General features: G+C 70.0%; 13 protein-coding genes. 8 read left to right on the forward strand and 5 right to left on the reverse strand.

The annotated features are described in order from the left end of the window. Positions 1-24 precede the first annotated feature (24 nt). Together DNK54_RS16730 and DNK54_RS16735 are read left to right on the forward strand one after the other, a co-directional pair. Positions 25-1,515 carry a flavin-containing monooxygenase gene (locus DNK54_RS16730; RefSeq protein WP_110208127.1) on the forward strand — a complete coding sequence of 497 codons (1,491 nt, stop codon included), beginning with the start codon at positions 25-27 and terminating at the stop codon, positions 1,513-1,515. Beyond that, complete coding sequence (locus tag DNK54_RS16735) at positions 1,512-3,188, forward strand: FAD-dependent oxidoreductase (protein ID WP_110208128.1); 1,677 nt, start codon at positions 1,512-1,514, stop codon at positions 3,186-3,188. The genes DNK54_RS16730 and DNK54_RS16735 overlap by 4 nt, the downstream gene beginning before the upstream one ends. Positions 3,189-3,200: 12 nt before the next feature. Here DNK54_RS16735 and DNK54_RS16740 read toward each other — a convergent pair whose 3' ends face one another. The 3 genes from DNK54_RS16740 to DNK54_RS16750 form a co-directional block, all read right to left on the reverse strand. After that, positions 3,201-3,848, reverse strand: a complete 648-nt coding sequence (locus DNK54_RS16740) for an NAD(P)H-binding protein (RefSeq protein WP_110208129.1) — start codon at positions 3,846-3,848, stop codon at positions 3,201-3,203. 178 nt (positions 3,849-4,026) lie between these two features. Then, positions 4,027-4,830 (reverse strand): 2-keto-4-pentenoate hydratase, encoded by an 804-nt coding sequence (locus tag DNK54_RS16745; protein ID WP_110208130.1) that lies wholly within the window; start codon positions 4,828-4,830, stop codon positions 4,027-4,029. A gap of 84 nt (positions 4,831-4,914) precedes the next feature. Then, positions 4,915-5,625, reverse strand: a complete 711-nt coding sequence (locus DNK54_RS16750; protein ID WP_162602512.1) for a hypothetical protein — start codon at positions 5,623-5,625, stop codon at positions 4,915-4,917. 172 nt (positions 5,626-5,797) lie between these two features. Between DNK54_RS16750 and DNK54_RS16755 the strand changes: the two genes are divergently transcribed. From DNK54_RS16755 to DNK54_RS16770, 4 genes are read left to right on the forward strand one after another with little or no spacing between them, the layout of a single operon-like run. Then, positions 5,798-6,448, forward strand: coding sequence for an ATP-binding cassette domain-containing protein (locus tag DNK54_RS16755; RefSeq protein WP_162602513.1), 651 nt, complete (start codon positions 5,798-5,800; stop codon positions 6,446-6,448). Next, positions 6,445-8,382 (forward strand): YhgE/Pip domain-containing protein, encoded by a 1,938-nt coding sequence (locus tag DNK54_RS16760; RefSeq protein ID WP_110208133.1) that lies wholly within the window; start codon positions 6,445-6,447, stop codon positions 8,380-8,382. The genes DNK54_RS16755 and DNK54_RS16760 overlap by 4 nt, the downstream gene beginning before the upstream one ends. 33 nt (positions 8,383-8,415) lie before the next feature. After that, on the forward strand, positions 8,416-9,243 hold the full coding sequence (fdhD, locus tag DNK54_RS16765) for a formate dehydrogenase accessory sulfurtransferase FdhD (RefSeq protein ID WP_110208134.1): 828 nt from the start codon (positions 8,416-8,418) through the stop codon (positions 9,241-9,243). Then, positions 9,243-9,851 (forward strand): class I SAM-dependent methyltransferase, encoded by a 609-nt coding sequence (locus tag DNK54_RS16770; RefSeq protein ID WP_110208135.1) that lies wholly within the window; start codon positions 9,243-9,245, stop codon positions 9,849-9,851. The genes fdhD and DNK54_RS16770 overlap by 1 nt, the downstream gene beginning before the upstream one ends. Before the next feature lie 13 nt (positions 9,852-9,864). Here the strand turns inward: DNK54_RS16770 and DNK54_RS16775 are convergent, their stop codons facing one another. Together DNK54_RS16775 and mca are read right to left on the reverse strand one after the other, a co-directional pair. Beyond that, positions 9,865-10,092 carry a hypothetical protein gene (locus DNK54_RS16775; RefSeq protein WP_110208136.1) on the reverse strand — a complete coding sequence of 76 codons (228 nt, stop codon included), beginning with the start codon at positions 10,090-10,092 and terminating at the stop codon, positions 9,865-9,867. Further along, positions 10,089-11,003 carry a mycothiol conjugate amidase Mca gene (gene mca, locus DNK54_RS16780; RefSeq protein WP_110208137.1) on the reverse strand — a complete coding sequence of 305 codons (915 nt, stop codon included), beginning with the start codon at positions 11,001-11,003 and terminating at the stop codon, positions 10,089-10,091. Before mca ends, DNK54_RS16775 begins: the two co-directional genes overlap by 4 nt. Before the next feature lie 145 nt (positions 11,004-11,148). Here mca and DNK54_RS16785 point away from each other — a divergent pair, with 145 nt between their 5' ends. Together DNK54_RS16785 and greA are read left to right on the forward strand one after the other, a co-directional pair. Continuing rightward, entirely contained in the window at positions 11,149-11,538 is a 390-nt protein-coding gene (locus DNK54_RS16785) for a DUF4307 domain-containing protein (RefSeq protein ID WP_162602514.1), read from the forward strand. Positions 11,539-11,779: 241 nt separating this feature from the next. Further along, the gene (gene greA / locus DNK54_RS16790; protein WP_110208139.1) at positions 11,780-12,274 is read left to right on the forward strand and encodes a transcription elongation factor GreA; all 495 of its coding nucleotides are present in this window, start codon (positions 11,780-11,782) and stop codon (positions 12,272-12,274) included. Positions 12,275-12,365: the final 91 nt, after the last annotated feature.

A 12,365-nucleotide genomic window follows, 5' to 3' on the forward strand; every position in this document is an offset into this window, starting at 1 on the left:
TGACCGGCGCCTACCTTTCCAGCCATGACGAGCGCACACTCCCCCTCGGTGCTGATCATCGGCGCCGGCCTCGGCGGCCTCGGCGTGGCCGCCCACCTGGCGCGCGCCGGCCATCACCGCATCACCCTGCTCGACCGGGGCGACGGCCCAGGTGGGGTGTGGCGCGACAACACCTACCCCGGCGCGGCGTGCGACGTACCGTCCTCGCTCTACTCCTGGTCCTTCGCCCCGAACCCGGGCTGGGAGCGTCGTTACGGCACCCAGCCCGACATCCTGCGCTACATCGAGCGCGAGGTCGATCGCCTCGGGCTGCGCGGGCAGATCCGGACCGGTCAGCGCGTGGTCTCCGCGCGGTGGGAGGAGGACGCCCGGCAGTGGCGGGTGACCACGGCAGCCGGCCAGGAGTACGTCGCCGACGTCCTCGTGCCGGCCACCGGCCAGCTCTCCGACCCGGTGATCCCCGATCTTCCCGGCATCGAGTCCTTCGCCGGCCACGCCTTCCACTCCGCGGCCTGGCGCCACGACGTCGATCTCACCGGCAAGCGGGTCGCGGTCATCGGCACCGGTGCCTCGGCAGTCCAGTTCGTGCCCGCCATCGCCGACCGGGTCGCGGCACTCACCGTGCACCAGCGGTCCGCGCCCTATGTCGTGCCGAAGCCTGACCGCGCCTACACGCGGCTGCACCACGCGGCGTACCGACGGCTGCCTGGCACCCAGAGCGCCGGACGCCAGCTGACCTGGCGGCTCTCGGAGTGGCTCAACGGATCCTTCGAGACCGGCGGCGTACTGCCGAAGCTGCTGTATGCCGCGTGGCGCGGCCACCTCCGCGCGACCGTGAAGGATCCGGCGAAGCGCGCCGCACTCGTGCCCGACTATCCGATCGGCTGCAAGCGTCTGCTCTTCTCCAACGACTGGTATCGGGCTCTCGACCGGGAACAGGTCGCAGTCGTCACCGATGTGGTCTCGGGGGTCGAGCCCGACGGCGTACGCACGATGGACGGCACTCTCCACCAGGCGGACGTCATCGTCTGGGGGACCGGCTTCGCCGCCACCGACTTCCTCGGTGGCATCGACCTGCACGGAGTGGGGAACCGCTCGCTGGCCGAGGTATGGGCGGACGGCGCCTATGCCCACCTCGGCATGACCGTGCCCGGCTTCCCCAACCTCTTCTGGATCTACGGTCCCAACACCAACCTCGGTGGCGGCTCGATCGTGTCGATGATGGAGGCTCAGGCCGCGTACGTCGTCCGTGCGGTCGACCATCTGGCGGCCGGGCTGCGACGGGGTGAGCGGCGCGCTCTCGAGGTGCGCCCTGACGTCGCGGCGGCGTACGACGCGGAGATGCAGCGTCGCCTGGGCGACTCGGTCTGGAGCCGCTGCGCGAGCTGGTATCGCACCGACGGCGGCCGGGTCACCACCAACTGGCCAGGCACCATCGCCGAGTACCAGCGCCGCGCGAGCGACGTCGCGCTGTCGGACTTCCACCCCACGACGACAACAGGAGCCCTCGCATGAAGCACTACGACGTGATCGTGATCGGCTCCGGCTTCGGCGGCTCGGTCTCCGCGTTGCGTCTGACCGAGAAGGGCTACCGGGTCGGGGTCCTCGAGGCCGGCCGCCGGTTCGCGGACGATGAGCTCCCCGCCACCTCCTGGCGAGCCCGCGACTACCTGTGGGCTCCGGCGCTGGGCTGCACCGGCATCATGCGGATCACACCGCTGCGCGACACCCTGGTGCTCAGCGGTGCCGGTGTAGGCGGCGGCTCACTGGTCTATGCCAACACGCTTTACGAGCCCCCGGCACGGTTCTACGCCGACCCGCACTGGGCCCACATCACCGACTGGGCCACCGAGCTCGCGCCCGCCTACGACCAGGCGAAGCGGATGCTCGGGGTCACCACCTACCCGCACTCCTCTCCCGCCGACGAGGTGATGAAGGCGGTCGCCGACGATCTCGGTGTCGCCGACACCTTCCATCCCACCGAGGTCGGGGTGCTCTTCGGCGATCGGCCCGGCGAGCGGGTCGCCGATCCCTTCTTCGGGGGCAAGGGCCCGGAACGGACCACGTGCACCGACTGTGGCGCCTGCATGACGGGTTGCCGCCACGGCGCCAAGAACACCCTCGTCAAGAACTACCTGCACCTGGCCGAGCAGGCCGGCGCCGCGGTGCATGCCCTGACCACGGTGACCGACGTCCGGCCTCGCGCCCAGCGCGGCTACCTGGTCCGGACCCGGCGGACCGGCGGCGTACGCCGAGAGAGCTTCACCGCCGACCAGGTGGTCTTCTCGGCTGCCGCGCTGGGCACGCAGCGACTGCTGCACCGGCTGCGCGACCGCGGCAGTCTGCCTCGGATCTCGCCGCGCCTGGGCGAGCTCTCGCGCACCAACTCCGAGGCGATCCTCGGCGCCCGGTCACGCCGCGCGGATGCGGACTTCACCCGTGGCGTCGCCATCACCTCCTCGATCCACCTCGACGAGAGCACCCACGTGGAGCCCTGCCGGTACGGCGACGGCAGCAACGCGATCAGCCTGATGATGGCGACGCTCACCGACCCCGAGCCGGGACGCATCCGACTGGCCAGCGGCGTCCGGGCGATGTGGCGGCAGCGACGTGACCTGCGGCTGCTGCACGACCCCCGGCGCTGGTCGCAACAGACGATCCCCCTCCTGGTGATGCAGACCGAGGACAACTCGCTCACCACCTTCACCCGCCGCCGGCCCTGGGGCCGGCGGATGACGACGCGGCAGGGCATCGGCGAGCCCAACCCGGTCTGGATCCCGGCAGCCCACGACGTGGCACGACGGGTGGCGGAGAAGATCGACGGCGTCCCGGGCGGCACCTGGGCAGATCTGGTCAACGTGCCCACCACCGGACACTTCATCGGCGGCTGCCCGATCGGTCTGACCTCTGCCGAGGGTGTGGTCGACCCCTACCATCGCCTGCACGGCCATCCGGGTCTGCACGTGATCGACGGCTCGGTGGTGGCCGCCAACCTCGGGGTGAACCCATCGCTCACGATCACCGCGATGGCTGAGCGGGCGATGGCCTTCTGGCCCAACAAGGGCGACACCGACCCGCGGCCACCCATGGGGGCGGCGTACCAGCGACTGCGTCCGGTCGCTCCGCGTACGCCGACCGTGCCCCCACTGGCGCCCGCGGCCTACCGGTTCTCGATCACTCCGGTCTAGGGAAGCGCGTGCTCAGCCCCGCAGCGCGTCGGCAAGGGGCTGAGCGCCGTTGTTGAACTCGATCGTCCGGCCGATGGTCGCGGGTTCCACGAGGGCGGCCGCGACGACGGCGGCGACGTCTGCCCGGCCCACCTCGCCCTTCCCTACCTCGGGACCGGTCTCGATCAGCCCGGTCGCCGGTTCGAGCGTCAGCCGGCTCGGCCCGAGTACGGTCCAGTCCAGATCGGTCTCCCGCAGGTACGCATCGGCGGCGGCCTTCGCCTCCGCGTAGTGGAAGAACGGCTCCGAGTCGGGCACGCCATGCTCCGGCCCGGCCCCGAAGTAGGAGACCATCACGAACCGGCGTACGCCTGCCTGCGCGGCGGCGTCGACGGCGCGGATCGCGGCGTCGCGGTCCACCGCATAGGTGCGCTCGGGGTCGCCGCCGCCCGCGCCGGCCGACCAGACGATCGCGTCGTGGCCGCGGAGCAGGTCGGCCAGCTCCTCGACCCCCATCCGCTCGACATCCGCCACCACAGGGTCTGCGCCGGCAGCGCGGACGTCCTCCACATGCGCCGGATTGCGGATCACCGAGGTGACCTCGTCACCGCGACTGGCCAGCAACGGCGCCAACAGGAGGGCCACCTTGCCGTGGCCGCCGATCACAACGATGCGAGACATGTCCCCCACGCTAGCTGCCGAGGCCTCACCAGCTCCCCGTCGAGGCGCCAGCTTCAGAGCGTCGAGACGCCACTTTCAGACTGTTGAGGCGCCAACTTCCCCGTACGCCGCCGAGGAAGTTGGCGTCTCAATGCTCTGAAAGTGGCTACTCAACGCGACGAAGCTGGCGTCTCGACGGTCAGGAGGAGAAGGTGGCGGTGGCGGTGCCCAGCGAGGAGATGTGGGCGGTGACCACCTGGCCGGGCTCGACCGGGCGCATCGGGCCGAGGGCGCCGGAGAGCAGCACCTGACCGGCGCGCAGCGGCACACCGAAGTCGCGGGCGTAGCGGGCCAGCCAGGAGACGGCGTTGAGCGGGTCGCCGAGGCAGGCGGCCCCGTTGCCGGTCGAGACCTCGACGCCGTCGATCGTCATCGACATCTCCACCTCGACCGGCTCGAACTCAGCCAGGGTGCGGCGCTGGCTGCCCAGCACGTAGAGGCCGCTGGAGGCGTTGTCGGCGACGGTGTCGCCGAAGGAGATGTTCCAGTTCTCGATCCGGGAGTCGACGATCTCCAGCGCGGCGACGGCGTAGTCGATGGCTCCGCGCACCTGGGCGACATCGAGGGGGCCGTCGGCGAGGTCTTCGCCCAGCACGAAGGCCACCTCGGCCTCGACCTTCGGCTGCAGTAGCCGAGACATCGGCACGACCTGGTCCTCGCGGTACTCCATGTCGGCCAGCAGGACGCCGAAGTCGGGCTGGTCCACCCCCAGCTGCTCCTGCACGGCCTTCGAGGTCGCCCCGATCTTGCGGCCGACGACCACGGCACCGGCGGCGATCCGGGCCGCGATGAGCTGCTCCTGCACCTGGTAGGCCGCCGCGACGTCGTTCTCGCCGATCTGGTCGCGCACCGGGGCGCACGGAGTGTGCGTCTCGATCGCCTGGATGAGCCGCCGCGCGGCGGTGTCGATGGCCTCGGGGCTGGCAGCAGGCTGGGTCGTCATGGCCTCATCGTCGCCGACGTGAGGATCCGTAGGCAGCCCTGGGGTCCATTCATCGGAACTCCGCGGCCGGGCCCCGCCCAGTGTTCACGCCCTACGACGCACCAGCACCGCGCCCGCGAGGCCCGCCCCCACCACGAGGAGCACGCCCCCGATCCCCCACCGTACGGCGTCACGCGAGCCACTGCCCGCGGCCTCCCCCGCCCCGGCACCACCCTTGTCGCTCGCCGCACCCGTGCTGTCGGACGCGTCCGTTGCGCCGGCTCCGGTCGGCGCGCTGCGCTCACCGGTCAGCGCAGCGATCTCGGTCAGGTCGACCTCGGTGCTCGGCCCAGAGCCACCACAGATGTTGACGCTCCAGGCGTCCTGGTGACCCTCGACGCCGGGCACCCCCTCCTCCCCGACCCGGTGGGCATACCAGACCCACTCCTCGTCCTTGCCCGGCAACGTGTCATAGCCACAAGCCGCGGAGTTTCCGGCGGAGACGAGCGTGATCTCGGCACCGACCTCGCCCTTGAAGACCTCGTCGACCGCGACAGCGAACTCGCGGCTGCCGCTGGTGAACTGGAGCCGATCACCGGGCTCGCCCTCAGCGTCGGTCTCGGGTGAGACCACGGCGACGACCCGGCCGGTGAAGACGCGGTCTGCCCATTCGACGTGGTCGGCCGTCTTGCCCATGGCACAGGAGCACGCATGTGCCGGTGCCGCCGCCACCAGGATCACCACGGGAGCGAGCAGCATGCTCGCCACGAATACCAACGCCGTCCGCAGGGAGCGCCCCGCACCCAGATGCCTCACCAAAGTCCTCCGCCTCTCGCTCGACCGACTGCCACGATCAGTGGTCAGCCTCAGCCGGCCACCATCTCGATCGCGACCGGCCCGCCTCATGATTGTGACGCGCACCGCCCCGAGCCGGTTCCCCACTCCGGCGTTCCCTCCCCGCAGCCGGAGAGACAAGTAGATTCCCGGTGTGGATGACAAGGCCGACACCGGACCCGTGCTCTTCGCCGATGACCTGGAGCTGCGCCAGCCGCATCGCACCCTGCTGCCCCGCACGTCACTGCGGATCGCTCCCGGCGAGGTGGTGGTGGCGGCCGGTAGGCCAGGGAGTGGCCACACGGTCATCGCCCTGGCCCTGGCGGGACGGATCGTGCCCAGCTCCGGTCAGGTGACGTTGGGAGACACCCAGGACCCGCGCACGCTGCAGGCTCAGGTGGCGCTGGTCGACGTACCCGGGGTGACCGAGCCGGAGGAGTCGGTCCCGTTGCACGTGATCGTCGGCGAGGAGCTCGCGATGGCCGGTCGCCCGGCGCGGCGAAGCGCAGTGCGCAAGGTGCTCGCCGAGCACGGGATGTCCGATGCCGAGCAGCTCGCCATGGAGGAGGTGCCGGCAGCCCAGCGGGTGCGCTTGCTCGCTGATCTGGCGACGGCCCGTCCCGGAGTCACCCACGTCGTGCTCACCTATCCCGAGCGGCACGGCATGGTGCCCTCGGAGGTGCACGACCTCGCCCGCGATCTGGCCGCGCGCGGGCTGGGCGTCCTGGTGACCGCCAGCCCGACGTTCCCGGTCCCCGACGACCTGCAGCTGGTGCAGATCGACCAGGAGGAGAAGACCCGATGACTTCGCTAAGGATCGCCTGGACCGAGCTGCGCCGGATCACCGCGGGCAGGATGCCGAAGATTGCGGTACTTGCGCTGATCCTCATCCCCTCGCTCTACGCGGGGCTCTACCTCTATGCCAACCATGACCCCTATGCCCGGCTCGACCAGGTGCCGGCGGCGCTGGTGATGGCCGACACCGGCGCCACCGACACCGGCGGCAAGGAGATGGAGACCGGGCGCAAGGTCGCAGACAACCTGCTCGACTCCGGGGACTTCGACTGGCACGAGGTAGCGCTCAGCGACGCCGAGAAGGGCGTCAAGGGCGGCGACTACGACTTCGCTCTGGTCATTCCGAAGGAGTTCTCCTCCTCTCTCTCCAGCGTCGGCACGGACGATCCGCACCAGGCTCGGATCCGGCTGATCACCAACGACGCGAACTCCTATCTCTCCACCACGATCGCCAACACCGTCGTCGACAAGGTCCGTGACGCCGTGGCCAGCGAGGTGTCCGTCGAGGCGAGCCGTACCTTCCTGGTGGGCCTCGCCGACGTCCGCTCCGGTCTGGTCGAGGGAGCCGACGGTGCCGCCCAGCTACGCGATGGCCTGGCCACCGCCAAGGCCGGCGCTGCGCAGGTGGGGAAGGGCGCCAACCAGCTCCGCAACGGCACCCGGCAGTTGCACGACGGCGCCGGGCGGCTCGCCGACGGTCTCGGCACCATGCAGCAGAAGGTCGCGCCGCTGCCCGCCAGCACCCGCAAACTCGCCGACGGAGCCAAGCAGGTCGCCGATGCCGACCAGCGGATAGCCGACGTCGGTGACCGCGTCTCCGGCGTGGTGAGCGAGATCGACCAGCAGTACGACGCCGCCCGCGCCGACCTGGTCCGGCAGATGCAGCAGGACGGTCTGACCGAGGCACAGCAGCGGCGCCTGCTGCGGATCTACGACCGGCTGGGCGCTCCGATCCGGAAGGCCGATACGGCCGCTACCGACGTCCGCGACCAGCTCGACAAGTTGGCCCGCGGAGCCCGCGACGTCGCCAACGGCGCCGACCAGCTGGCTGCGGCGATGCCTGCGCTGGTCGACGGCGTGAGCGACGCCCGCAAGGGGGCGGACCAGCTCGATACCGGATCCGGGAAGTTGGCCACCGGCGCCGGAGACCTCGCGAAGGGGGCCGGCGACCTGCGCACAGGCCTCAAGAAGCTGCACAGGGGAGCCACCCAGCTGCACACCGGCCTGACCGACGGCGCCGAACGGATCCCCGCGATGGACGACGCCACCCGCGAAGCGATCGCCGACACCATCGGCAACCCCGTCGACATCCGCTCCACCGCCCAGACGAAAGCCAGCTCGTACGGCGCGGGGCTGGCGCCGTTCTTCCTGGCGCTTGCCACATGGATCGGCGGCTACGTGCTGTTCCTGCTGATCCGGCCGCTCTCCGCGCGCGCCCTGGCAGCCAACCAGACCCCGCTCCGGGTCGCGCTCGGCGGCTGGTACACGCCAGCCCTGATCGGCTTGGTGCAGGTGAGCGTGATGATCGCGATCGTGGCGCTGGCCCTGGGGATCGAGCCCGCGAACGTCGTCGGCACCTGGCTCTTCCTGATCCTCTGCTCGGCCTGCTTCGTGGCGATCATCCACATGCTCAACGCGTTGCTCGGCTCGCCGGGCCAGTTCCTCGGGCTGGTCTTCATGGTGCTGCAGCTCGTGACCTCCGGGGGCACGTTCCCATGGCAGACGATCCCTGGTCCTCTGTATGTCTTCCACCACCTGCTTCCGATGAGCTACGCCGTCGACGGCCTCCGGCAGCTGATGTACGGCGGCTTGGACGCCCGTGTGCTCGCCGACGTCCTGGTGCTGCTCGCCTGGACCGCGGTGGCGCTGCTGATCACCAGCCGGGTGGCGCGCAAGCAACGGGTCTGGACACCGAAGCGGGTCAAGCCCGAGCTGGTGCTCTGACCCGGAGTCGAGCAGCAGTGGTTGGATGAGGTCGTGAGTCCTCGAGCTGAGCGCCGCAAGGTGATCCGGGTGCGCGGCGCACGCGTCGACAACCGCCCTGACACGATCGCCGTCGAGGAGCCGCTCGAGATCCGGGTGAACCAGGATCCGGTGGCGGTGACCATGCGCACCCCCGGCGACGACTTCGAGCTGGCGGTGGGCTTCCTGCTCTCCGAAGGCACCCTCAGCACGCCTGACGAGCTGGCGGGCGTGCGCTACTGCGACGACGGCCGGCCCGATCCGACGAAGAACATCGTCGACGTCACCGTGCGCGGCGACGCCGCTCACGTCGCCCATCGGCAGCACACGGTCTCCAGCTCGTGTGGTCTCTGCGGGCGGGACAGCTTGGATCAGGTCCGCATCTCGGCCCGGTGGCGACTCGACGAGGACGACACCCGTGTCGACGTACGTCTGGTGGGTCAGCTGCCCGAACGGCTGCGGGAGGGCCAGGCCGTCTTCGAACGCACGGGCGGGATCCACGCGGCAGGACTCTTCACGCCAACAGGCGAGCTGCTGGTGCTGCGGGAAGACGTCGGCCGGCACAACGCCGTCGACAAGGTGATCGGTTGGGCGCTGATGCAGGGCCGGCTCCCCGTCCGCGGAAGCGTGCTGCAGGTGAGCAGTCGACTCTCCTTCGAGCTCGTGCAGAAGGCGTGGCTGGCCGGGATCCCGGTTATCTCCGGCGTCTCAGCGCCCTCGACCCTCGCCGTCGACCTGGCTGCCGAAGCCGGGATGGGGTTGGCCGGCTTCGTGCGCGGCGACTCCCTCAACGTGTACGCCGCCACGCACCGGTTCGCCGGGCTCGTTGGAGAGGGAGACTGATGGACGCGACCGAGTGGAATGCGCGCTATGCGGCCGGGGAGCTGGTCTGGTCGGCCGGCCCCAACCAGTACGTCGAGACGCGGCTCCGCGACCTCGCGCCCGGCACGGCTGTGGATCTGGGCACGGGCGAGGGACGCAACGCGTTGTGGCTCGCCGAGCAAGGCTGGCGAGCCAGCGCGGTCGACTTCGCCGACGCCGGGCTGGCCAAGGGGCGCGCGATCGCCGAGCGCCGCGGGGTCGAGGTCGACTGGATCTGTGCCGACGTGCTGACGTGGCGGCCGTCCGAGCCGGTCGATCTGACGGTGGTCGCCTACCTGCAGTTCCCGATGCCTCAGCGCGAGCAGCTGGTCACCAATGCGGCAGCGATGACGGCGGCCGGCGGCACCCTCTTCTGGATCAGCCACGACCGCCACAACCTCGAGCACGGCGTGGGCGGCCCCCAGGACCCGACGCTGCTGAGCGACGCCGAGGAGCTGGCTTCGTTGCTCATCCGTCAGCCGGGCGACTGGCACCTGACGGAGGCAGGCCGTGTCGAACGCGAGGTGAGGACCGGCGACGGCACCCGCGCGACGGCGTACGACACCCTGATCGTCGCACGCCGCTCCTGACCGAAGGCGAGAGCTACTCCGCGGAGTTCTCGGACTCCTTGCGGGCGGCCGGGTCGTCGTACACCCCGGCCTCCTTGGCCTGGTTGACCTTCTTGAGCTGGCGCACCAACGACCAGCAGAGCAACGCGACGGCCACGATCAGCCCGATGAAGAGCCAGAAGGCGGTCCACCCGGCGACGACGTCCTTCGCCTCGGGGGGCTTCTTGGCGACGATCTCCAGGGCCAGGACGAGAGGACTCATGGCTCCATCCTCTCAACCTCGGAGGCGTCGACCGGCAGCGGGATGCCTGCGAAGAGGTCGTCCTCGGGCGTGGGCGAGTCGACGTGGCTGATCACCAGCTCGAAGTCCTCGGTCGGCCACACCTTGCGCTGCAGGTCGAGCGGCACGGCGAACCAGTGTCCGTCGGGATCGATCTGGGTGGCGTGCGCCAACAGGGCCTTGTCACGCACTTCGAACCACTCACCGCACTCCACGCGCGTGGTCACGCGGGCGTCGTGCACAGGGTCCGGCTGCCACTTCTCCAACCGCTCACCCCAGGGTGACTCGAGACCAGCGGCCAGCATCGCGTCGTGGATGGCGACGGTGCGCGGTCGGTTGAAGCCATGCTGGTAGTAGAGCTTGAGCGGCTGCCACGGCTCCCCCAGCTCCGGGTGGAAGCCGGGGTCACCGGCCTTCTCGAAGGCGAAGACGGAGATCTTGTGGCACATGATGTGGTCGGGATGCGGATAGCCGCCGTTCTCGTCGTACGTCGTCACGACGTGCGGCCGGAAGTCACGGATCAGGCGCACCAGCGGAAGTGCCGCCTCCTCGACGGGGATCAGCGCGAAGCATCCCTCCGGGAGCGGTGGCTTGGGGTCGCCCTCCGGCCAACCGGAGTCGATGAAGCCGAGCCAGTCCTGCTTGATGCCGAGGATGTCGCGAGCCGCCTCCATCTCGCTGCGGCGGATCTCGGTGATGTTCTCCCAGACCTCGGGGCGGTCCATCTTCGGGTTGAGCACGGAGCCACGCTCTCCGCCGGTGCAGGTGGCGACGTGCACGTCGACCCCCTCGGCGACGTACTTCGCGGTGGTGGCAGCACCCTTGCTCGACTCGTCGTCGGGGTGGGCGTGCACATGCATCAGCCGGAGACCGGCCCGCGGAGTGGAGGACATGAGGAGATTCTAGGGAACCGCTGATCAATCTCGCCTGCTGCACACCGGGGACCTCGATCAGCACCTCCCCGTGGCGCGCATCGGGCTTCTCGCCGACGGCGACCGGCAAGCGGGCACCCGGGGCGCGCGTGAGAGGATCACCGGCGTGAGCGTGGACCTGGCCGACCGTTACGGCACCAAGGGCGGGCGTCGCCCCCTGCTGATCACCGTCGTCGTGATCGTCGTGGTCGCGTTCCTCGGTTGGCTGGTGTGGGCTGCCTGGCTGCACTCCAATCCGCAGGTCTCCTCGACCATGAACAGCTGGAAGGTCGTCGACGACCACAAGACGACCATCGTGGTCCGGGTGAAGCTCGAGGACGGGGTCGACTCCCCCAATTGCCGCGCACGCGCCCTCGCCTCTGATCACAGCGTGGTCGGAGAACTGCAGTTCAAGCCTGTCGACGGCACCAACGAGCAGACCATCACGACCGAGCGGCGGGCTGACTCGGTGGAGTGGATCGGTTGCACCTCGAAGGACCAGCGCCGAGCTCAGTAGCGGTTGTCCGGCCAGCGGGGCGACGCACCGCCTGTGCCGCGGAACACACCTGAAGGCGGGATCGGCGCCCTTCTTTTGCTAGCCTTGGAACTTCTACGCCTCACGCAGGGCCGTGCCGTGCTGTCGACGAAGGGCGGCACGATGCCCACCCGATGTCGGCTATACGCATTGCCGGGAAAGCACGAGGCTGACCGACCGGCGGAGCACCGATGCTCCGCACCAGTAACGCAGGAGTACGCACATGACTGAGCAGAAGACCATCTGGCTCACCCAGGATGCTTTCGACAAGCTCCAGGCGGAGCTTGAGGAGCTGCGTGGGCCCGGGCGTGCCGAAGTCATCGAGAAGATCGCCGCCGCTCGCGACGAGGGCGACCTCAAGGAGAACGGTGGCTACCACGCCGCCCGCGAGGAGCAGGGCAAGATCGAGGGGCGGATCCGGCAGCTCGAAGACATGCTGCGCCGCGCCGAGGTCGGCGAGACGCCGCCCGACGACGGCGTCGTCGAGCCGGGCATGGTCGTGACCTACAAGTTCGTCGGCGACGATGACGACGAGGCGGAGTCGTTCCTCCTCGGCGCCCGCGAGATCGCACCGGAGGGCCTCAAGGTCTATTCCCCCGAGTCCCCCCTGGGCTCCGCCATCCACGGCCGCTCCAAGGGCGAGACCGTGAGCTACGAGGCACCCAACGGAAAGACGCTCGAGGTCGTGATCCTCGACGCAAAGCCGTTCACAGGCTGATCGCGCAACAAGACGGAGCCCGGCCCCAGGGGTCGGGCTCCGTTTCGTTGTCGACAACGTCCTGCCCTCAGGTCCCCCAGGCGACCACCTC

This window comes from Nocardioides daejeonensis, assembly GCF_003194585.1.
Classification (GTDB): Bacteria; Actinomycetota; Actinomycetes; order Propionibacteriales; family Nocardioidaceae; genus Nocardioides; species Nocardioides daejeonensis.

Bases quoted from the DNA above. Each gene is read 5' to 3' on its own strand.
- greA (WP_110208139.1), top strand. From the start codon at position 11,780: ATGACTGAGCAGAAGACCATCTGGCTCACCCAGGATGCTTTCGACAAG.
- DNK54_RS16745 (WP_110208130.1), bottom strand. From the start codon at position 4,830: ATGACGACCCAGCCTGCTGCCAGCCCCGAGGCCATCGACACCGCCGCG.
- DNK54_RS16730 (WP_110208127.1), top strand. From the start codon at position 25: ATGACGAGCGCACACTCCCCCTCGGTGCTGATCATCGGCGCCGGCCTC.
- DNK54_RS16740 (WP_110208129.1), bottom strand. From the start codon at position 3,848: ATGTCTCGCATCGTTGTGATCGGCGGCCACGGCAAGGTGGCCCTCCTG.
- mca (WP_110208137.1), bottom strand. From the start codon at position 11,003: ATGTCCTCCACTCCGCGGGCCGGTCTCCGGCTGATGCATGTGCACGCC.
- DNK54_RS16760 (WP_110208133.1), top strand. From the start codon at position 6,445: ATGACTTCGCTAAGGATCGCCTGGACCGAGCTGCGCCGGATCACCGCG.
- DNK54_RS16775 (WP_110208136.1), bottom strand. From the start codon at position 10,092: ATGAGTCCTCTCGTCCTGGCCCTGGAGATCGTCGCCAAGAAGCCCCCC.
- DNK54_RS16735 (WP_110208128.1), top strand. From the start codon at position 1,512: ATGAAGCACTACGACGTGATCGTGATCGGCTCCGGCTTCGGCGGCTCG.
- DNK54_RS16770 (WP_110208135.1), top strand. From the start codon at position 9,243: ATGGACGCGACCGAGTGGAATGCGCGCTATGCGGCCGGGGAGCTGGTC.